Below are 19431 nucleotides of genomic sequence, written 5' to 3'. Positions count from 1 at the left end.
TTGTTTGATCTTCCATTACAAACATACTTAATACATATCCTTCTGAGTAAAATTCCAAAACGCAATGATAAGGCAAGCGACTGTCCATACTCCAAGTACGGTTAATGAAAACGGCAGTGACATCCCTTCGATTGGTGGAGCTTGACCTTCTAAGTAATTGATCAAGTCAAAATTCAAGTTCACCAAATACTTAGAGCTCGTCCAGCTTGAACCGACAGTAGATAAGAGGGTGCCTGCAATCAACACCGCCATCATCGCCCCGATACCAGTTGCTGTATTTTTCACTAGCACTGAAATCATCAGGCTTATGGTTGCAACAGTCGCTGTAACGACCCATGCAAGACCCGATGACATCAGTAAATATTCCCACATCGGGAGGGTATGGATATAGGTCGTCGAAAATTCACCTGATGGAGAAGCTTGAAAGCCCGTCAGAATTGGTGCCGTCCAGCCGTCATATCCGAGGACAATGCCTGAAATCCCATAGCAGACAATCACCGTAGCCGCAATCAGCATCGATGTATACAGCAAAACCGTCAGCCATTTGGCCATCAGGATCTTCCAACGTTTTATCGGTCGGGATAATAATGTCTTGATGGTCCCATCATTGTATTCCCCACTCACAACATCAGCCATAATGATAATGATGAGTAAAGGCAGGACCAGTGTGAGTCCCTCCGAGAAAAAAATGCGGATGAAGGTAGGTGCTCCAGGATAGTTCGGATTGATATTGTTGTCCAAGTAGTATTGCTTTTGCTTCAAATCCAATTCAAGGAATTGTCTGGCCTCATCCTGGATCCCACTGGATGCGAGCCGATTTTGCCGATCGACTATCTCCTGTTGCAGCTCCACCCGCCAGTCCAGCGTACCCTGCTTTTCAATCTTCTCTTGTATCTCCCGGTATTGTGCATATGTAAACATAGAGACTAAAATGATTAATATAGCGATGACAACCGCAAAGCGTTTTTTAGAAGCAATCTTCATGACTTCATTATGAATCAGACCAATCATATTTGGATTAGACAATATGATCGCCCCCTGTCAAACGAATAAATAAGTCCTCCAATGTCTGGACCTTCCTTTCAATTGTCCATACCTCAATTCCCGCCTTTAGTAAAGATTCATTCAGGATCGACGTTTTGCTTTCATCCATAAGAGTATGGATCGTATGATCATCGTACAGTTCTGCAGATTGGACATAGGGAGATGCTTTAAAGAGATCAAGTGCATGAAAAGCATCATTGACTCTCCAGTCCACACCCGATGACAATGCATCCACTAAATCACTTACCTTGCCTACCTTCACGATTCTCCCACGGCTCATAATAGCCACTCGATTGGCAAGCATTTCAATTTCACTCAATATATGACTGGATACGAGAACGGAAAGACCCGTTTCATCGACCAGCTTCCTGATAAATGTACGAAGATCCTTTATTCCCATTGGATCCAACCCGTTCGTAGGTTCATCCAAGATAAGCACATCCGGCCGGCCTAACAATGCTTGTGCAATCCCTAGCCTCTGACGCATCCCAAGTGAATAGGTCTGTACCTGGTCATCAATTCGTGCAGTCAAATCAACGAGATCAATGACCTCTTGTATTCGTTCTCTATTTACCTCAGGCAGCATCCGTGCAAATAGTTGCAAATTTTCCCGACCGCTCAAATACTTATATAACTCTGGATTTTCTACGATGGAACCCAGGCGCTGCATCGCTTGTACAAATTGCTTTCTCACATCAAAATCACAGATTTTAATGACTCCTGATGTCGGCTTGATCAGGCCGACGAGCATCCGAATCGTAGTCGTTTTCCCAGCACCATTGGGACCAAGGAATCCAAATACTTCTCCTGGATATATTTCAAATGATATATTATCAATAATCGTCTTTTTCCCTATTACTTTCGTTACATTTTTCAATTGAACTGTTGGCTTTATGCTCATATCATCACCCTACATCTATTCTAACCAACTTTTTTCTCAATTGCTCTTTTAAATACTCAGCATGAGTAAAAGTTGGTACAATCATAATAGAAGGAGAGAATAAAGAATGAAAAAATGGATGTGGCAACTATTTATCACCCTTTCCCTTGCGCTGACCGTCCTATTTGGATATGGATTTGTAAGAGCCTATTCGGATATCGCCAACCCTCCCCAAGAGAAGATATCAGCAGAATCAGAAGAAGCTCCCGCTACCCCCGGGGAAACGTATATTGCACTTGGCGACTCATTGACAAGGGGGGTAGGATCTTCAAAAGGAGAAGGTTTTGTCCCGCTGGTTGGAAATTCACTTAAAGAAACCAATACGGTGGAGCGGTACCAAAACTTAGGGATTCGGGGTGCCAGGATTGAAGATTTACTGGCCCAGTTAGAACAAAAGGATGTCAGGCGATCTCTTAAGGACGCCAAAATCATTTCCATCACGATTGGGGGAAATAACCTCTTTAATTCTGGTGAGATTTTAAACAATTATTCAGAAGCTACCGCCCTTGGCATTCTGAAAACCGAAATTCCTAACTTGGAAAAAACCTTTGAAACCATTCGTGACATAAATGAGGATGCCGTCATCCTCTATATGGGACTATATAATCCCTTTAAGGAATTACCGGACGGGGATTCCTTTGATACTGTCATCCAAAAATGGAATGAATCTGCCCGCACATTAGGCTTGAAATACGATGTTCAAGTGGTGGACACCTTCAATTTGGTAACGGATTCCAAACGCGACCTTTCAAGTGACAACTTCCATCCAAATGATGATACTTATCAGCAAATAGCTGATAGCCTATCCCTTGTGATTGAAAAAAACATTATAGAATAATCCAAAAAGAGGTGAATCCATCGTCTACTTGAAGTAGGGTTTAGGAGTCACCTTTTTTTCATTTGCTTGTCTTTCAAACGCTAGTCTATCTAAAAGCCATGGGGACAGGTACCGTGGCTCTTTCCTGACCCTAGGTTCTTTCTCAAATCTGATGCACAATCTCCAAAAGCCGCTTTGGATCTTCGGAAGAAACCTCCTCTGACAATCTGGCCGCAGCAATGATGGGCGCCCATTGAAATACTTCTTCTTTAGACAAACCACTTTTCTCACAATAAAGCCGCATATACATATCAGCCAGTTCCTTTGATACCTGGGAATACAGGAGATAGGTACGATACACGTCAGCCCGTCTATCCCCTGCACTGGAATCAACCCAGTCGATGATGGTGACGTTATTCTCTGACAGAATTAAGTTATATAAATGAAAATCACCGTGACAGAGTCTGTCTTCAAAGGTCATGGAATCCAGGTTCTTCATTAAAACGGACTTTAGTCCATGATCCAATTCGGATGCAGATTCTATTTGGCGACGCAGCTTTTCGGACATGGGTTCAATGGAATGAGCTTTGATTTGATGAATGCCTAGTTGAATGTCCACTGACATAGCCATATAATACTCCGCTCGTTTCATGTTGTCAGTCAGAAAATCCCCGATTGGCTTCCCTTCTATGTGTTCCATGATGATGACCTGTTTTCCATCTATGTTTGTGACATCATAGATTTCGGGGACAGGCAGCCCGCAAGAATGGGCATACTGTTGCTTTTTTGCTTCTTTCATGGACTCACCGTCTGGTAAGGAATCGTTAAAGACTTTGTATATCTTATTTTCATAGAGATAGATGTTGGCTGTGTTTCCGGTTGCTGTTGGGGTTCCCAGGTACATTGACTTTCTTCCTCCTAGTGTTCATTTATTACAACATGGATGCATTTCTATACAACAAAAGAACTTCTCTTCGCAAGAAGTTCTTTACGTTTAGCTTGTGGCCACTAAGGCTTATTCCAAAAAAACGTCGTCACCACAAATGGAAGAAGCAGACCGACCACTAATATGAGGCCATTTCCATACAGACCAATCTTTCTCAGGATTGTTTTTTCTCCGAACAAGCCTGCCACAAAACCTACGACTGCCGTGATGACCGCAGGGAGTAAGAATGTGTCTTTCCCTAAAAGGGCTAAAAAATAGAATACTAGACCGATGAGAAAAATAATAAAAGACCCCGTACTGAATACTTTTTTCAAATGAACCCCTCCTCTTCCTTAACCTACATATGTTAGATCTCTTAAAATCATTCTTGATCCAGCCAAATCATTACATATTGGCTGATTATCCAGACCTCCACACCATATTCAATACAAAAGAACAAACCAACCCTGACACCGCTGCCACCAGTCCGTTCAATCCAATTGCAGTCAAGCCCATACCACCCCATCCTCCAACGGCCAGACTCATGATCCAGCATGCGGCTGATAAAATAGCCAGTGCGAAGAAAAACTTCACATTAAAATAAGCCGGAATCCCACCATACTTCTGCAAAGCCTGTAAAATGCATGCAACAACGGCCCCTAAGACGATCATCGTTAACACGTCAATTGACATGATGAATGCCTCCCCCTTCATTTTCAGTTTTTATTCATCCAACCTCTAGCATAGTCCATCCGACTGCCTCTACCTGTGTCAGAATGACAGAAACCGGAACGCCTATCCTCTTTAAATCTTCTACAATATGTTCTTTAGTGACGAGTCTTCCTTCTTTCATGGCTTTTTCACCCTTTTTCTTGGTTTCACCTGATGCGACACCATGAAATAACTGCTGACGCCAAGTATCATCCCACCACAGACACTTAATAACACACCCAGGCTTGCAATATATGTAGATAAATAGATTCCCAGCATAAAGAGGAGTAACCCTGTTATGAATAAGAAAGTATCTGTTTTCATGATTGGTTCCTCCAAACACCCTTATTAATTCCAATTATTTCAAAAAAGGTGGCATTTCACAATCATTTTTTGCATAATTTTACCTATACTTAAACCACTGTGACGGTTCTGTTGCTACCAACGACGCAAGAGCCCTACTTTTGCTTTGTTTTTATATATATAAAAAGACCCCACTGAATAATGGGATCTGTATATTGCACGTCTCTTATAAAATTCTTCTATTTATTTTCACCTGGAAATAAAACGGCAATAATTAGTACTTCATTGTCTACCTGTTTAAAATAAAATTGAAACTTCTTTATTACAATTCGGGATATCCCTTTATATTTTCCAGCCTCCTCTTTATAACTCTTCCCAAGTACAGGGTTTTTCAATAAATCTTCAGTCTCTAATACGACTTGAGAAATAAAATCAAGTGTTTCAAACGGGGTAAATCTTTCACTTCTAAATGCTTTAAGCTTTTCTCTTACAATGGGCGTCCATACAACATAGCGGGACCTCACATGAAATCCTTCTCTGATAGTGATTTCAAAAGATCTGAAGTTGAAATCCCCAGCCCTTGTTTGTACTGTTCTTCACTCTCTTGAATCATACGTTCCAAATCTGGATTTTTTTTAATATCTTCGGAAATCGATTGTTCACCCTCCTCTTGTAAAACAAGAGTAAACTTCCCCTTGCCCGGGATTGAAAATTGAACAACAGAGTTTTCACTATTCATGTTATCAATACATTTCATAAGGTCTTCTGAAGAATTAATCTTTCCCATACAATCACCCCAGTTTAAACTTTTCTTATATATATATATTACCATATACCTGGTATCCAAAGAAGCTGCTTACCCTCTTAACTAATAGCACAATAGGGGTTTAAGTCCCTTTAATATTGCTAAGGATCCATTCTTGTATATCCTCCCTTTCTGGCTCCATCCCAGCTTCGTTCAACTTTACCTAAGCCTCTTCCTCAATGGGATTTTTAAAATTTACAATGTTCCGTCAAACCTGCCATGAAACTCATCCTATGTCCTATATCAAACTAGTAGCAAAAGAAGCTTTTCTTAAGCTCCTTCAATCGGCAAATAAACCACCACTTCTTCCCCGCCGTCCTCCATGGGATGATACGTTTCCACGATGTATGCTTCCGTTTTCCGTTGGTATCCCTGATCATCCATCCAATTCATTAAATCTTTATGTAGATTCTCGATATCGTGTCCTTTCCCCATTGCATATTCTTCGTTCAATTCAAGATACGTCATCCCGTCAGGAACACTGGTGAGGGGGTCGTTCACTATCACCCCAACATAATAAATTCCTTCAACATGATCTCTATCCCTTTTCGGCTCATAAATGGCGACTTCGGGACCCGTTACCGCTTGGAGTTCATCTATCTTTTCCATGATTCGCTGTGCAAGACTCGGCACTTCCGTACTAAAATCGGCAAAATTACCCTTCCCTTTTAACCCTACAATTCTAAACGTTTCTTCCCTTTTTTCACCAGTCACATCCATCTCCCCCTTTTGTTCTATTAGTCAAATTTTAACACATTTTTCCTTTTTTATAATATGAAAATAAGCTCCCCACTTAAAAAAGTGAGAAGCGTTTCTCTTAGGTCCGTTCCTTCATTTTCACCCTCTGACCAACCAGATATCCACCCGCAAGCGTAAAGAAAATCACGAGCAGCCAGGCGAATCCGTCGGTGAAACCCGTCCTTTCTATGGCATAGCCGAAGAGCGGAAAGCTGATCATGATGACAAAGCTCTCCATCAAGCCGATCAAAGAAAGGAAAGTCGACCGTATATTGCTTTTCAAAAAGCTCTGCACGAACGAGCTGAAGATCGGTTCGAACAGACTCAACAGCTGGGCAAGGATCAAGAATGACAGTAGAATCGCCCAGTCCGTCGCAAAGATGAATAACACGAAAAAGAGTAGAAAAATACCCAATCCATAATAGAGGATATTGAAGAATTTGAATCGTTCCTCCACCTTATACGCAATTTTCGCCATCACGACGCCAAGAAGTCCTTCGATGGTGAACACGGCTCCCACAACAATCGACGAATAGCCCAGTTCCACGAAGTATTCCTGACCGTAGAATACCATGATTACCATGACCGCACTCGCCAGGATGAATAGGACAACCGGTGCGTGAATGACCCCGTTATTTCTCCACACATTGACCCCCAACCTGAATTGATGGACCCACTGATTGTACCAGCGTCCGCTGATTTCTTCGGTCTTCTCCCGCTCTGGTTCTTTCATGAACAGAAGAGGAATGACCGCCAGGACGTGGGTGACGATGGTGGAACCATATACCCATTCCCAGCTCACTTCCGCCATAAATCCCCCGAGGAATTTGGCAAGGCTGAGTGACAACAGGGAAATCGCCGTCATACTTCCGATGACCCGCGTGTAATCCTTTTCCCGCTTCTCATTTTTCAGCGTGTCATAGGCAAAAGCCTGCTCGGCTCCCGAATGAAGGGTGACCATGAGGCCCATGGACAGAAACGCCAGGGTGAACATGGAGAAGTTGCCGCTCAAGAGCATGAACAATCCGTAAAGGAGACTGAACAGATTCCCGATCACCAGGCTGACCTTCCTTCCGTACAAATCGGCAATCATCCCTGTCGGAACCTCGAATAACACGATGGCCAAATGGAGCAGTGCCTCCAACACCCCAATCTCACCCAAGGTCATCCCCTTATCACCAAGATAGATGACCCACAGCGCCCGGTCGAAAAACAGTTGGGCAAAAAAGAGATAAAAGTATAGTAAATAGATATTGTTTTTTGTTTTTAATATTTTCATCATTTTGATTCGTCCTCTCATTAAAAAGCGCAGGCGGCCTCCAGCTGCTGAATACTTAGTCACTGACCTCGATCCGCTAACCGTCATCGCTAAATAAAATCAAAAGAGCCACAGGGAATCATTCCCCATGGCTCTCGCTATACTAGGAAATCATACACAGGTTCACTATGAAAATCAGCTAAAAAAGGACAGACGTGTCCCGAGGACGGCTGAAATTCCAATAATAGACATCATTAATAAACGATATTTTTTGATGTCTACAGTGAATGTATGCATGATATTCCCTCCTTTATATATAAGATTCTACTTTATTATAGCTCTCTCCCTTTTTCTGTACAAGGAAACATTTTTCATATCCCGAGATAGCACCGCTCATACTAATAGCTAAGGGAGGTGATCTGTTTATGAAAAAGCCAAATCAAAGGAATATGAAATCCACGATATCAGGGACGGACCCACAACAGGTGAAAAAGCAAATTCAAAAAGACGTAGCTGCAGGGCAAGGTGCCATGACTTCCCGGGAAGCGGGAGCTATGCGAGATTAGTGATGCAAAGGGGGGCGGTTCTCATCGTCCCCTTTTTTCCTCCAAAAAGGAAATGATTCAAGGTAGAATGTCCCATTCAGATGTTTTATAATAATGGGAAGGAGGTGAGAAAAATGGAAAAGCAAATACTAGAAATATTGTTGGATTTACGTGGTGAAATGAAAGAAGTGCGCAGTGACATGATGGAATTTCGAAGTGAGCTGATGACGACTCAAGCTGATGTTCGCAGCATCCGTTCTGATTTGAAACAGACTCAAGCGGACGTGAGTGGTATTCGTTCTGATCTGAAACAGACCCAAGTGGACGTGAAAAATATCAAAGCAACCGTTGGCCGGATTGAAGCATCACAAACCGAAGATGTACTTGCTTTATTAAAAGTGACGAAGCAAACCGTAGATTCCGAATTCCACTATGTGAATGCGAAAACGACTGATATCGATAAGCGGGTATTTAACCTTGAGAATCGGGTGGAACGGTAACATGTTGCAGCATGAATTCTCTCATTCACCCAGCCCCTCACATTTTTTCTTCGTCTCTCGTTGCTACTAGGCTCTCCCCGAAACCGTTATCCGATTAAAGATGATCTCTTTTCCACTTATATGACTTTTCTGCCCAATGAAATAGCGATACGAATAAAAATATGAAGAAACAGATGAGTATATTTTCTATCCACCTGATGTGTCCGTTATTGATACTGTATTACTCCGAATCGAATCCGCCTGGTTGGCAAGTCTTCTTGCTTCATCAAGATTTCCACTTTCGGCTGCAGGCACCACGCCATCCAAGAATAAATCATTCATTGCTTTATCCAATTGAATGACCTGTTCAAAAATGGTCATATCCTCTTTTGAATCAATTTTCGACCTGACGTCCTCTTCGAATGTATTAAACTTCTCTCTTCTTTCGGTGTATTCATCCACGTATTGCGACTTTCCTTCTGCTATGTATTGAGTGATGCGAATGCTCTTGGATCTCGTGATCGATCCCATCTCCGTCACATCAATGGCAAGATCACTTCTTCTCTGAAGGTCTTTCACATCATTTCCCACTTTATACAGTAAGCCTGTGACAACGACAGTCGCATCCCAAATAAAAGAAACACAAATGTAAGGGTCAATCCATACTTTTTACCGATCTTCAAATTCCTGAAATTCATTTTTTTCATCTGCTTCTCTCCTCTGACTTCTCCACCATTTGCTAAATGACGACAAATTTCTACATACGAAACTATAATACCGTTACTTAAGAACTAATTGTGGATTCTTTCAAACAAAAAAGCAACGGGAATCATTCCGTTGCTTTTGGTTATATTTTTATCAAAGGTCTTTAACAACCCGTTATAAACGACTGCGGACTTCCGGATGCTGTAAATGGAACAAGTGTCTCGAAAGTGGTAGTTGTGACATCGGTGGCAAAGATTTCAAAGGTGATCTGACCGGTGACATTGTTGAGGGTCGCCCTGATTCTAGCCTCGAATGTCTCAGTAGGACCATTGTTGATCCGGCCGTTGATCATTCCTTCCACGATGGCCACCGTAAAGTTATTCTCGCAGGCAATCATCGTTCTTCTGCCCTGGGTGAATTGGAAGTTATCCCCGTTATTGGCATTGAAGGCGAAGTTAAAGTTATCCACGGCAGGGTTACAAGGTCCTCCTTTAGTGGCACCACATTCGTTGATGGTCACATTCAACGTTCCGGTATAATCTAGAACATGACCGAATTGGGTCACTCTGATTTGGGCACCAGGCTGCGCTCCTCCTTGTGTATCGAGCTTGAATTTACACGGACATGCGGGTGGCGCCGGACAATTGATGCGGACGCTGAACGGTCCTGCACTGATTGGTATACCATCAACCGTCGCTCTCGCTTTCACGGTAACGGTCTCCATAGTCCCCGCAACCCCCATGATCGTCGCCGTATAATGGCCATCCACACCCGTAATAGCCGGGTTGGGATCGATAAAAACGTTGTTATTTGATTGGACGATATCGAAGAAGACCGTCACTTTCGGAATCGGTGTCATTGTATTACAGACCACTCGTCCCATGATGGTCCCCGAACATTCGATGGTAGGAGGTACGATCAGATTCATGGCCGGATTTGGACAGTCGACACATCCTGCACGCAAAAAATGGGTTTTAGAGACAGCGATGCCGTTCACCGTTGCACTTGCCGTATAAGGCACTCCTTCTGTTATCGGGGTCGGGAATGGCACGGTTGCCACACTGGTATATTCTCCGTTGATATTCGTTGTCACGACAGAGGGCTGAAATGTAAGGAGCGGGCTGCTTAAGGTCACTTGCACGCCCGGTATCGGTGCTCCATCACACAGGACACGTCCGGTAATAGTGGCTCTACAGCTGATCGGGCCGGGGTCGTCTAATAGAATGACAGGATTTTGACACGGAGGACAGCTGACTTCGACGGAATTGGTGTCGGAAACAATGATACCGTTTACCTCTGCCCTTGCTGTATATGTGGTCACCTGATCAGAGGTACCGGGTGGAACACTGACTCTGCTTGAAAACTCACCGTTGGCGTTTGTGATGGCTATCGTTGACGCGAAAATAAGGAGCGGACTGCTTAACCTCACTTGCACGCCCGGTACCGGCCTTCCATCACATAGGACGCGACCTGTCACCAAACCGCTACAAACGATTGGCTCCAGGTCATTCAGGATGATGACTGGATTTTGACACGGCAGACACTCAACCGTTACCGACTGTGTCTCTGATGTTACCGGATGTCCGCCGACTATGGCCGATGCCGTCACGGTAATCGTTGAATCGATTCCGAGGAATGGCACCAATGTTGCCGTATAGGTTCCGTCTGCACTAGTAACCGCGGGGTTCGGCGCAATCGTCACTTTAGTTGAATGATTTTCGATCTCAAATGAGATTGGTTCGTCTGGGACAGGCACCCCGTCACAGATCAGTCGTCCTGAAATTTGAGTTCCTTGACATCCCACCGGACCCCGGATCGGATTCAACGTGAGTACAGGATTTTCACATCGAATACACTCAACCCTTACAATAATCGAATCACTTACGGTTTCATCTGATACAGTAGCTGTTGCCGTAATCCGGACGTCAGGTGTAATCGGTGTTCCACGGGGGACCGTCGCTGTAGTTGTAAACTCACCCCGATTGTTGGTGACCGGAGTCGGATCGCTGAACATCAATTCTGGAAAGGTGGAAGATAGGGTTACTTGTACCCCCTCTACTGGGGAATGATCACATAATACTCTTCCCCTAACGGTCGCTTCGCAACTGATGACCCCCAATACCTCCAGCTGGATGACAGGAGTATTACAATTGTGAGGTGGGAATAAATCCGGACATCCTTTTGGGGGAAGCTGGATTTGACACGAAACTGTTTCTTTTTTATTTCTCTTTTTCACTTTCCATGACCTTCCTTCCTATAAGCTATCAGAATAGTTTATGCGCACAAATATAGTTCGTTCGCGTATTATAGGAAGTTGGGGGAAATTGATTGTTTAACCTAGTGGGGTATGAGATGCTGGTCAAATTTTGACTGAAGAAACAATGACTGCCAAAGGTTCAATATAAATCTAGCAAAAGTAGAGAAATCTCCGCTATCAAACTCCCTTGCCATTTCATTTTCCCTTATAAAACCCGTTCCCTCTCCCCATCAGAAATCTTGAAGTGAACATTGGTAGAGCCTCCCCCATCCACATGATAAGGGACATCGGATACGTCGAGTAACTCTTTGAAATCAATCATTTTTTCAGTATTGGCTTCCACCGTGATTCTATAAGGACCGCCCTCATTCATCAGGGATGTCCTGCGGTGATCCTCATACGGAATATATGAATCCAGAAATTCGATGTCGAATGTCACCGGATCACCACTATGGTTGGTAATTTGCAGATGACATTCCCCGTTTAATTCGTCCTCACTGTCACTCTCGAAATCACACGTCCCCTCACCATCATACGAAATGGCTGAAATGCCACTCGCTAGCGTTTCCTGGTAAACGGAAACAAGACCAAGAGGCAATAGTGAATAGGCGATTAACACGAGAATCACCGTTCGAAAATGGTATTTAGAAATTCCCTTTACGAGTAAAATCATCGCAAAGATAAAAAAGATTGAACCAACGATTGCGAGCATATTGTATCCGTCCTGGTCGCTGATTGGAAAGGACATGAACGTACTGCGCTCAAAAATCATTTTATTGTTGGGATACGGAAAATAGAGAGACCTACAGATCATGAGGATCACGCCTGAGGCAATGAGGAATTTTTTATTTCTTATCATGGATTCAACTTCCTTTTGTAAAAAATCTCTTTATGACACTGCCAATTATTTCAAAGAAAGGAGTTTTATACAATCCTTTCCTTCATTCCTATTCGTGCGGAATTCACTCCCTTTCTAGCGGAATTAGGAATAATCATGCCGGTTTCAGATTTATCGTGCGGGAACGGTACTAATAGAATCGAGCAGGATTATCACTATTCATGCCAGCTTGTCGAATATTCTTTATTTAATATTAAAATATTTATATATCGACCGGATTACACAAGCTATCCCGATCTTTACCAGTGATTTCCCCATCCCATACCTTTATAAAAAGAAAATCCACTTAGACGTTTTATAGTATGATAGTCATAGATTAATGGTATTCACTAACAAAAGGAGTTGGTCTAAGATGAATGACGGAACGAAAGTCATTGAAGACGGCGGTGGCCAAGGTGGCGTCACCTGGAAAGAAGCTTCCCGGAGTACTTCGGGCAGTTACACAATTGTCTTATATATAAGCGCGAATGGCGGGAGTCAGTGGAAAAGGGTCACATATGACAGCAGCGGAAAAATCGTGAAAGTGGTCTACGGTAACTAACAGTAAAAGGATGATGGCGCAGGCAACCATCATCCTTTTTCCTTAACGGAAAGACTCCGCCATCTGTATCATGTCGTGTTTAGTGAGAGTGATACCGGACCGTGCGGGCATGTATTTCATTTCATATATCGCCTCGCCTTCCGTCCATATCAGCGTACTTATCTTTAAAGGACCATCTGTTTCAGAATAGCTTCCTTTAGAAGAACCGACTTTTACCGGTTCCTCTGACAAGGTCAGATCGGTCCCCGGTTCAAGGAGTTGAAAAGACATCCTGATCGTCTGCTTTTCCGGACCCATGAGAGTGACGATTTGTGCATTTCCGTAAGGGCCTTCCTTCGCTTCCGTGATGACATTTTCCACTTTGAATGGAACTTTAGTGATGAATTTGAACTCTTTTCCCAGAAATTCTGGACGGTCGCTTGCTTCATATAATGGAGCGCTCGCATTGTTCCCGATGATGCCAAGCTGTGTTCCGCCGAAGTACACAAAGATCGAGAGGCATGCAGCGAAAAATAGGAATGACAGGACAGGGGCAATAACCGGCTTTTTCAAGATGGAAAACGACTTGGATGGCTTAGAATGGACTTCATTCAGGATATTCTCTCTCATCTTTTCGGTAAAACCCCGCCCTTTGAACGTTTCTTCTTTCATCAATCCACGTAAAGATTTCAGTTCATCCATTCTTAAACACCTCGCTTCGTTTGATCGTGGAACCGAGCAGGGCCTTACCTCTTGTCAGCCGGGTTTTCACTGTATTCGTGTTGATGTCGAGACTCTCACCGATTTCGGCAAGCTTCATTTCTTCAAAATAATAGAGGAAAATAACTTCCCGATATTTTACGGGAAGGTCCAGGACGTTTTGAATCAGCTCAGAATTCTGCTCATTTTTGATCACGGTCTGTTCCGGCGCTCCCATCTTTCCCTTCACCATATCGTTGATCTTATTGGAAATACTGATCATTCGCGTATCCCATCTTCTTAAAAAATCCTTGCAATGGTTGATGGCGACAGAGATGATCCATGTCTTGAGGGAAGAATCTTCCCTGAACGTATCCATTTTTTGATAAAACTTGATGAATATCTCCTGCGTGAGATCTTCTGCTTGGCTATGTTCTTTTACATAGGAAAAGACCACATAATAGACGTCATTTCCGTATTTCGTCATCGCTTCCTCAAGTAGTCGGTCTTTCTCGTATTTCGTCAGCTGTTCCATAATTCACCTGCTTTGTATGTACATTAATGAGACGCATCTCAAATAGAAAAAGTTTTATTTTTACAGTTTTATCCATAAACAAAGCCTGTCGGATCTCCTCCGACAGGCTTTCATCAGGCAGTTCTCGCTTTCATTATGACAAAACATGTCAGATCAGACAATCCTTTCTTTTATTTGCCGACTTAGTCAATCATCAAACTGGAGAAAAGTACGGAGAGCCGACTATTCTTTATTCTGAACATCAAAAAAGGACGCTGCCAGAGGAACGTCCCAACTACTTTATTACATCACTGGCCGTGACTGCTTTTCCTTCTTTTTCTCCTTCAATATAAGAAGGACAACGTAACCTCCCACAAAAACGGGAAGAGAAACGCCGGTTAGTATCAGCTTTGTTTCTTCCGAAAAGGAACTTTGTTGAATGAGAAGTTCCGGTCCATTCAGAAGGATCGCAAGGATGATCATTATCCAGGTTTTTGACCATATAGATACACCGATAATGACCGCGATGGCAAGAATCAGTGCACATATCCTCCCAATTCCCCCTATTAGTATGGTAGGTGCCTCAACGGTCTGGCCTAGAAATAACAGCCCCGTAAAAAACAAGATGGGAATTCCTCCAAGGATGGAAAATAACGCCCACTCTCTTGCTTTTGACACCGGATGGCTTGAAACATATTTAAAAATCGCTGCGGTACAGAATAAAAAACCAATCATGACGAGCGGATAACCGATCAATACAAATAACGAATAGGTCAGGTCGCCGCTTAAGGCATCTCCCAATACGATAAAGGAGAAAGCGCCCATTAATACCATTACGATATACTTGAAGATACTTCTGTAGTCGATGGGCATTTCTGCGGAAATTTGATTCATGTACTGCCGGGGTGTCAAACCGGTTACCTCTGCTACGCTCTTTCCCCTTTTCTCCGTTTCAACCAAGTGGTCCTCCAGTTCCCCCACAATCTCATCGACTTCTTGTTCATTCTTCCCGCTTGAAATCAAATAGATTCTCAGATTCCCCAGAAAGTCTTCGCTCTCTTTCGATAATGACATGCTCACTCCTCCTCCAGTAATTGATTCACACTCACAGAGACTTCTCTCCACCTTTGTTTAAATTCCTCCAACTCTTTTTTTCCTTTTGGAGTGATATAGTAATATTTCCGTTTCGGCCCGCCGGAAGGCATTTCTTTCTGACAGGCTGTCACGAGCCCTTCTTTTTTCATTCGGAGGAGCAACGGATAAATGCTACCTTCTTTGACCATTTTGAAACCTTTGGCCGCAAGCTTCTCCATCATTTCATATCCATACACTTCACCTTTTGAAATGATCGAAAGCAGGCACCCCTCCAGGATCCCCTTCAATAACTGACTGGATGACACCCTAGTTCCCCCTCTCCAACAACCCAACTACATTGCAAAGCAATATAGTACACTAAAAAAATACATATCTAGACTATATTGCAATACAATATAGATATATCTTAGCAGATACTGGAAACCAGTTCAACCCCTATTTGAGGGACGGACCTTCCCCTTCAGCGTTCCTTTTTTCTGATAGACATGTATATTACTTCATGCAATATATATCTTACATCATGCCTGATTTTCGATTAATCTATATTTCGCAACAAAAAAAGACTCGTCTCATCGACGGGCCTTTATGGCATCCTGATAAAATACTTCTCCATTTCTCTTTCAGAAATGATCATTCTCCTTGAGAAATCCTGCGTTCGTACCACATATTCCTTGATGCCGATATATTCGGATTCAACGACCAAATAGAAACAGGAGCCCTTTTTGACTCCTCTGAAATCACGTTTTAATTGATATCTTTTCATTTTGACTAAAGCCTGTAGATTACTGGCTTTCCTCCACCTGATACGACTCCGGCTGGAGCGTCTTGATTTTTTTTATAAAGTAATAGTGTTTATAGAATGCGAGTCCGATAAGCATGATCCGGACAGCAAGGATGTCGACATACAGGACGGAAAGCAGGATAAAGAAGTCTGCCGTCAGATTGATCCTGATTTTTTCTTTCAGGGTCATGCCCTTTTTTTCGAGAAAGGAGACGACGTATTTTTTGTATATATACGTGTTTTTAAACCAGGCGTCAACCCGTTTTGAGCTCTTGGAAAAGAAGTAAACCGCCAGCAGATAAAACGGGCCACCCGGCAGAACAGGCAGGACTGTGCCGGCAATCCCGCACACCAAGGCAATGAACCCGAGCAGCATGAACAGGATGCTCTTCATCTTTTTCAATGTCATGATCCATCTCCCCTACCCTCAACCGTTTTCCTTCATTGTACTATAAATATAGCAGAAAGGTGGGTGTGGCGGGTTAGGAGATTATTGTTAATCCACTCATCCGCTGCCATTCACCTCTCCATCAAAACTGCTCATCAAACCATGCCGAATTGATCTTAATCAACTCTTCCTGCTTATTCATGAGAGCGTGGTCCCCATCCGGAATGAGTTCAAATGTCGTATTGTCATTCTCTTTTTTTAATCCATCATAGAAACTCTTGACCGGATGCCAATCGATATGACGATCCGCGTCCCCTTGTACGATCAGGACCGGCACATTTATCTTTTTCACATCAATGGATTCTTCTTTCGTTTGTTTTAAGCTCTTGTCATAGTCCCCATATGCGTCTTGAAACATTTCCAGAAAACCGATGTCTTTATCCGGATTCTCCAACAGCCAAGGGTAGACCGGATCCAGGCCGACATACGGGCTTACGGCCACCACATCGGCAACATCATCCCGGATCGTGGCCAGTTTCAGTCCGACTCCCCCACCTAGTGATGTCCCCATTACAAACACCTTCCCCATACTTTTTCGCTTCTCGTTCTTCTCGAGATACGCCATTAAGGCATCGATTGCATGACTCGTGTCAAGTGTCGCTCCATTTAAACCGGGAACGGTCCCACCGCTTTCCCCGTATCCTCTGTATAATGGCACGAGGCTGATCAAACCCGGGGATGCAGAGTAGAGAAGCATGCTCTCATCGAAGCTCACCCCCATTATATCTGATACATGGGACAAATCTTTTGATGCTGGAAAACCGCCGTGCAGAACAAGATTTATATTAAACGAGCCTGATTTCTTCGGTAAGGACACATATGCTACGGCTTCTTCCCCTTCGCTCTTGTAGGTCATCTTATAGGACTCCAAGGTTGGATTCAGACCCTCCACTTGTATCGAATCAAATGCTACGACTTCATTCGTATTATCTTTTACAACCGTATTCTCCTTTTCAGCTGAACAAGAGGTCAAAATAAGACATAGGATTAGCGGGATTAGAGCGTTCGTCCTCTTCATTTCATTCCCCCTGGTGCGGTAAATTTGTTTGATGTATTATATGAATCATTCACATCTCCCGATCGACCAATCTAAAGTCACTCTCCATCAAAGCACCGTTCTCCTTACGTTCAGACTTATCCTTTTTAACCGAACCACCCTTCACCTCATCCTCCTCCAGCAATCCCTCCAGTCCCCTCGCAATCCCCGTCAAGGACAGGATCGTCAGGGCGAAGAAAAACATTGGAATCATGAAGATCCACCAGGCGTTGGTCAATTCGACAAAGCTCATGGACATGATGCTTGCCCATTCCTGAACGAATGGTTGCGGCGGCGGGCACATGGGGCCGTAGCACACATCGGTTCCACCGAAGTACAGATCGAAGAATCCGAGGTGGGCTATGATGAGAAGCACCTGGATCATGATCTTCGGGAAAATGATAAAGAGCCGGGGCTTCAAGTGTGGAAGCACATGTTTTTTGAACAAGAAAGTCTTACTTCCGCCAAGGACCCGGGCGCACGTCACGAACTCTTTGTCGAGAATCTGCCGGGTCTCATTGGAGAGGAGAATCGCCGTTGTCGGGGCCGTGATCACGGCCAGGGCAATGGACTGCCAAATGACCCGCTCGGTGAAACTCGTCTCAAATCCTTGCATGGGTTCCCATAGTAGGGGATAGAGCATATTGTAGGCGATAATCGATTGCGGGATGAAATAAAAGGACGTGAAAATCGATTGTGTCCACTTTTTCCCACGGGATTTCGTAAATCCTCCCAGTACCCCGATGACGAATGAAAGGATGAAACTGAGGAGGGAGATTCCGATCGCTGCCCCAATGGTATACTGGGCACCCTCCAATACTTTGTAAAACAGGTGGTCCCCTTCCCGGTCCGTCCCGAACGGAAAGTCGGCTGAAGGGGGAAACGGCGCATCCCCGATGATATTGGCCTCATCATCATAGAGGATATATGTATTGGGGATTTTGGCATCGGTCAGATTAAAGACCATACTCCATCCGACGAGCACGACGATGAACACTAAACAGATGCTAATCATGACATGATGCCGATTCCACTTTCTCATAGACTCATCTCCCTGCCTATTTTTTTCGAGATCACGAACTGCATGAATTTCAACAGAAGATAGAGCGGAACGAATAGCATGATCGACGTAATCGCGAAAATCGCAGGCGTGTTATAAGAAAATAGAAACGACGTGACCCCGAACACATTGAAAAGATATTCCAAGATTAATAGATTCGAGAGCATCATCCAGATGATCTGCTTGCCGTGATAGGTTAAACTGACGAGCACATTCCGCATCATATGGATAAACATGATCCGGAATCTGCCGAGTCCCTTTCCCTTCGCAAGTTCCACATAAGGGAGTCCCTCTTCTTCCTTTAAAAAAGAGACCATCGATCCCAGAAAGAAGAACGTCGGCAGGATCGAGAGCGTAACCGCCGGGAACAGGATGACCTGATTTTCCCCAAGTGATGCGATGTCGACCACGAGAATCCCGGTCTGTTTAAAAAACCAGATCACGAGAATCTGCAGGCTCCCGATGACAAAAATATCAGGAAGCGATGCGAGATAAAACGAGACAGCTTCCACCCCTCTCTGAATCCTTTTCCCGACTGAAAAATAGAGAATCATCAATAAGACTGAACAAGTCAACGCCAACCCAAGCGCAAGGAAAAAGATGCGTGCACTGCTCATGAAAGCCTTCAGGATAATGGGAAAGAGAGGACGTTCGATGTGCGAGACTGGGTTTGTATAGACGAGATGGTGAGGCTCGACTAATTCCCTGCATACCGCCATTAATTCTTGTCCATATGTCACGAGGGAAAGTGCCTGAGTTTTGAACAGGCCGGATGTGGCACTGACGAGAATGATTCCGATGATAATGAGAACGGCTTCCAAGCCGGTTTGTTTGATTTGTTTCATCTTGTACC

Annotated in this window: 27 protein-coding genes; 4 read left to right on the top strand and 23 right to left on the bottom strand. The window is 43.7% G+C overall.

Going from position 1 to position 19431, the window contains the following annotated elements; genetic code table 11:
* Positions 1–27: 27 nt before the first annotated feature.
* Both AM506_RS06485 and AM506_RS06480 read right to left on the bottom strand, forming a co-directional pair.
* Entirely contained in the window at positions 28–1026 is a 999-nt protein-coding gene (locus AM506_RS06485) for an ABC transporter permease (RefSeq protein WP_060671680.1), read from the bottom strand.
* Positions 1019–1945, bottom strand: a complete 927-nt coding sequence (locus tag AM506_RS06480; RefSeq protein WP_440480344.1) for an ABC transporter ATP-binding protein — start codon at positions 1943–1945, stop codon at positions 1019–1021. The genes AM506_RS06485 and AM506_RS06480 overlap by 8 nt, the downstream gene beginning before the upstream one ends.
* 106 nt (positions 1946–2051) lie before the next feature.
* On the opposite strand from AM506_RS06480, the gene AM506_RS06475 reads away from it, so the two are divergent.
* Positions 2052–2822 carry an SGNH/GDSL hydrolase family protein gene (locus tag AM506_RS06475; RefSeq protein ID WP_060671679.1) on the top strand — a complete coding sequence of 257 codons (771 nt, stop codon included), beginning with the start codon at positions 2052–2054 and terminating at the stop codon, positions 2820–2822.
* 142 nt (positions 2823–2964) lie between these two features.
* Here AM506_RS06475 and AM506_RS06470 read toward each other — a convergent pair whose 3' ends face one another.
* The 9 genes from AM506_RS06470 to AM506_RS06435 all read right to left on the bottom strand — a co-directional run bounded on the left by AM506_RS06470 (position 2965) and on the right by AM506_RS06435 (position 7565).
* Positions 2965–3705, bottom strand: coding sequence for a phosphotransferase family protein (locus tag AM506_RS06470; protein WP_060671678.1), 741 nt, complete (start codon positions 3703–3705; stop codon positions 2965–2967).
* Positions 3706–3809: 104 nt separating this feature from the next.
* Positions 3810–4061, bottom strand: a complete 252-nt coding sequence (locus AM506_RS06465) for a hypothetical protein (protein WP_060671677.1) — start codon at positions 4059–4061, stop codon at positions 3810–3812.
* 85 nt (positions 4062–4146) lie between these two features.
* Positions 4147–4419 (bottom strand): YesK family protein, encoded by a 273-nt coding sequence (locus AM506_RS06460; protein ID WP_060671676.1) that lies wholly within the window; start codon positions 4417–4419, stop codon positions 4147–4149.
* Positions 4420–4453: 34 nt separating this feature from the next.
* Positions 4454–4579, bottom strand: coding sequence for a hypothetical protein (locus AM506_RS23285; RefSeq protein ID WP_268788379.1), 126 nt, complete (start codon positions 4577–4579; stop codon positions 4454–4456).
* Entirely contained in the window at positions 4576–4761 is a 186-nt protein-coding gene (locus tag AM506_RS06455; protein ID WP_060671675.1) for a hypothetical protein, read from the bottom strand. The genes AM506_RS23285 and AM506_RS06455 overlap by 4 nt, the downstream gene beginning before the upstream one ends.
* A gap of 218 nt (positions 4762–4979) precedes the next feature.
* Positions 4980–5264, bottom strand: a complete 285-nt coding sequence (locus AM506_RS06450; RefSeq protein WP_060671674.1) for a type II toxin-antitoxin system RelE/ParE family toxin — start codon at positions 5262–5264, stop codon at positions 4980–4982.
* The gene (locus AM506_RS06445) at positions 5261–5527 is read right to left on the bottom strand and encodes a hypothetical protein (RefSeq protein ID WP_060671673.1); all 267 of its coding nucleotides are present in this window, start codon (positions 5525–5527) and stop codon (positions 5261–5263) included. The genes AM506_RS06450 and AM506_RS06445 overlap by 4 nt, the downstream gene beginning before the upstream one ends.
* A gap of 288 nt (positions 5528–5815) precedes the next feature.
* On the bottom strand, positions 5816–6259 hold the full coding sequence (locus AM506_RS06440) for a GyrI-like domain-containing protein (RefSeq protein WP_060671672.1): 444 nt from the start codon (positions 6257–6259) through the stop codon (positions 5816–5818).
* Positions 6260–6362: 103 nt separating this feature from the next.
* Positions 6363–7565, bottom strand: coding sequence for an MFS transporter (locus tag AM506_RS06435; protein ID WP_235576055.1), 1203 nt, complete (start codon positions 7563–7565; stop codon positions 6363–6365).
* A gap of 401 nt (positions 7566–7966) precedes the next feature.
* Here AM506_RS06435 and AM506_RS22960 point away from each other — a divergent pair, with 401 nt between their 5' ends.
* Both AM506_RS22960 and AM506_RS06430 read left to right on the top strand, forming a co-directional pair.
* Entirely contained in the window at positions 7967–8107 is a 141-nt protein-coding gene (locus AM506_RS22960) for a hypothetical protein (RefSeq protein WP_200908422.1), read from the top strand.
* Positions 8108–8220: 113 nt separating this feature from the next.
* Positions 8221–8586, top strand: coding sequence for a hypothetical protein (locus tag AM506_RS06430; protein WP_060671671.1), 366 nt, complete (start codon positions 8221–8223; stop codon positions 8584–8586).
* A 186-nt stretch (positions 8587–8772) separates the two neighbouring features.
* Here AM506_RS06430 and AM506_RS06425 read toward each other — a convergent pair whose 3' ends face one another.
* From AM506_RS06425 to AM506_RS06415, 4 genes are all read right to left on the bottom strand, one after another.
* On the bottom strand, positions 8773–9144 hold the full coding sequence (locus AM506_RS06425; protein WP_060671670.1) for a hypothetical protein: 372 nt from the start codon (positions 9142–9144) through the stop codon (positions 8773–8775).
* A complete protein-coding gene (locus AM506_RS23280) occupies positions 9141–9272 on the bottom strand; it encodes a hypothetical protein (RefSeq protein WP_268788378.1) in 132 nt (43 codons plus the stop codon). The genes AM506_RS06425 and AM506_RS23280 overlap by 4 nt, the downstream gene beginning before the upstream one ends.
* A gap of 161 nt (positions 9273–9433) precedes the next feature.
* On the bottom strand, positions 9434–11506 hold the full coding sequence (locus AM506_RS06420) for a hypothetical protein (protein WP_060671669.1): 2073 nt from the start codon (positions 11504–11506) through the stop codon (positions 9434–9436).
* Positions 11507–11732: 226 nt separating this feature from the next.
* Positions 11733–12386 carry a hypothetical protein gene (locus tag AM506_RS06415; protein ID WP_060671668.1) on the bottom strand — a complete coding sequence of 218 codons (654 nt, stop codon included), beginning with the start codon at positions 12384–12386 and terminating at the stop codon, positions 11733–11735.
* Positions 12387–12777: 391 nt separating this feature from the next.
* Between AM506_RS06415 and AM506_RS06410 the strand changes: the two genes are divergently transcribed.
* A complete protein-coding gene (locus AM506_RS06410; protein WP_060671667.1) occupies positions 12778–12966 on the top strand; it encodes a hypothetical protein in 189 nt (62 codons plus the stop codon).
* A 42-nt stretch (positions 12967–13008) separates the two neighbouring features.
* Here AM506_RS06410 and AM506_RS06405 read toward each other — a convergent pair whose 3' ends face one another.
* From AM506_RS06405 to AM506_RS06365, 8 genes are all read right to left on the bottom strand, one after another.
* A complete protein-coding gene (locus tag AM506_RS06405; protein WP_060671666.1) occupies positions 13009–13647 on the bottom strand; it encodes a hypothetical protein in 639 nt (212 codons plus the stop codon).
* A complete protein-coding gene (locus AM506_RS06400; RefSeq protein WP_060671665.1) occupies positions 13640–14179 on the bottom strand; it encodes a sigma-70 family RNA polymerase sigma factor in 540 nt (179 codons plus the stop codon). Before AM506_RS06400 ends, AM506_RS06405 begins: the two co-directional genes overlap by 8 nt.
* A gap of 282 nt (positions 14180–14461) precedes the next feature.
* On the bottom strand, positions 14462–15232 hold the full coding sequence (locus AM506_RS06395) for an HAAS domain-containing protein (RefSeq protein WP_060671664.1): 771 nt from the start codon (positions 15230–15232) through the stop codon (positions 14462–14464).
* A gap of 2 nt (positions 15233–15234) precedes the next feature.
* Positions 15235–15558 (bottom strand): PadR family transcriptional regulator, encoded by a 324-nt coding sequence (locus tag AM506_RS06390; RefSeq protein WP_060671663.1) that lies wholly within the window; start codon positions 15556–15558, stop codon positions 15235–15237.
* Positions 15559–16035: 477 nt separating this feature from the next.
* Entirely contained in the window at positions 16036–16443 is a 408-nt protein-coding gene (locus tag AM506_RS06380; protein WP_235576054.1) for a YbaN family protein, read from the bottom strand.
* A gap of 121 nt (positions 16444–16564) precedes the next feature.
* Entirely contained in the window at positions 16565–17500 is a 936-nt protein-coding gene (locus tag AM506_RS06375; protein ID WP_060671661.1) for an alpha/beta hydrolase family protein, read from the bottom strand.
* A gap of 49 nt (positions 17501–17549) precedes the next feature.
* Positions 17550–18560 (bottom strand): ABC transporter permease, encoded by a 1011-nt coding sequence (locus tag AM506_RS06370; RefSeq protein WP_060671660.1) that lies wholly within the window; start codon positions 18558–18560, stop codon positions 17550–17552.
* Complete coding sequence (locus AM506_RS06365; RefSeq protein ID WP_060671659.1) at positions 18557–19423, bottom strand: ABC transporter permease subunit; 867 nt, start codon at positions 19421–19423, stop codon at positions 18557–18559. Before AM506_RS06365 ends, AM506_RS06370 begins: the two co-directional genes overlap by 4 nt.
* Positions 19424–19431: the final 8 nt, after the last annotated feature.

Origin of the sequence: Rossellomorea vietnamensis (assembly GCF_001305855.1) — a bacterium.
GTDB lineage: Bacteria > Bacillota > Bacilli > Bacillales > Bacillaceae_B > Rossellomorea > Rossellomorea vietnamensis_A.
This window is presented reverse-complemented; position numbering and strand designations above follow the sequence as displayed.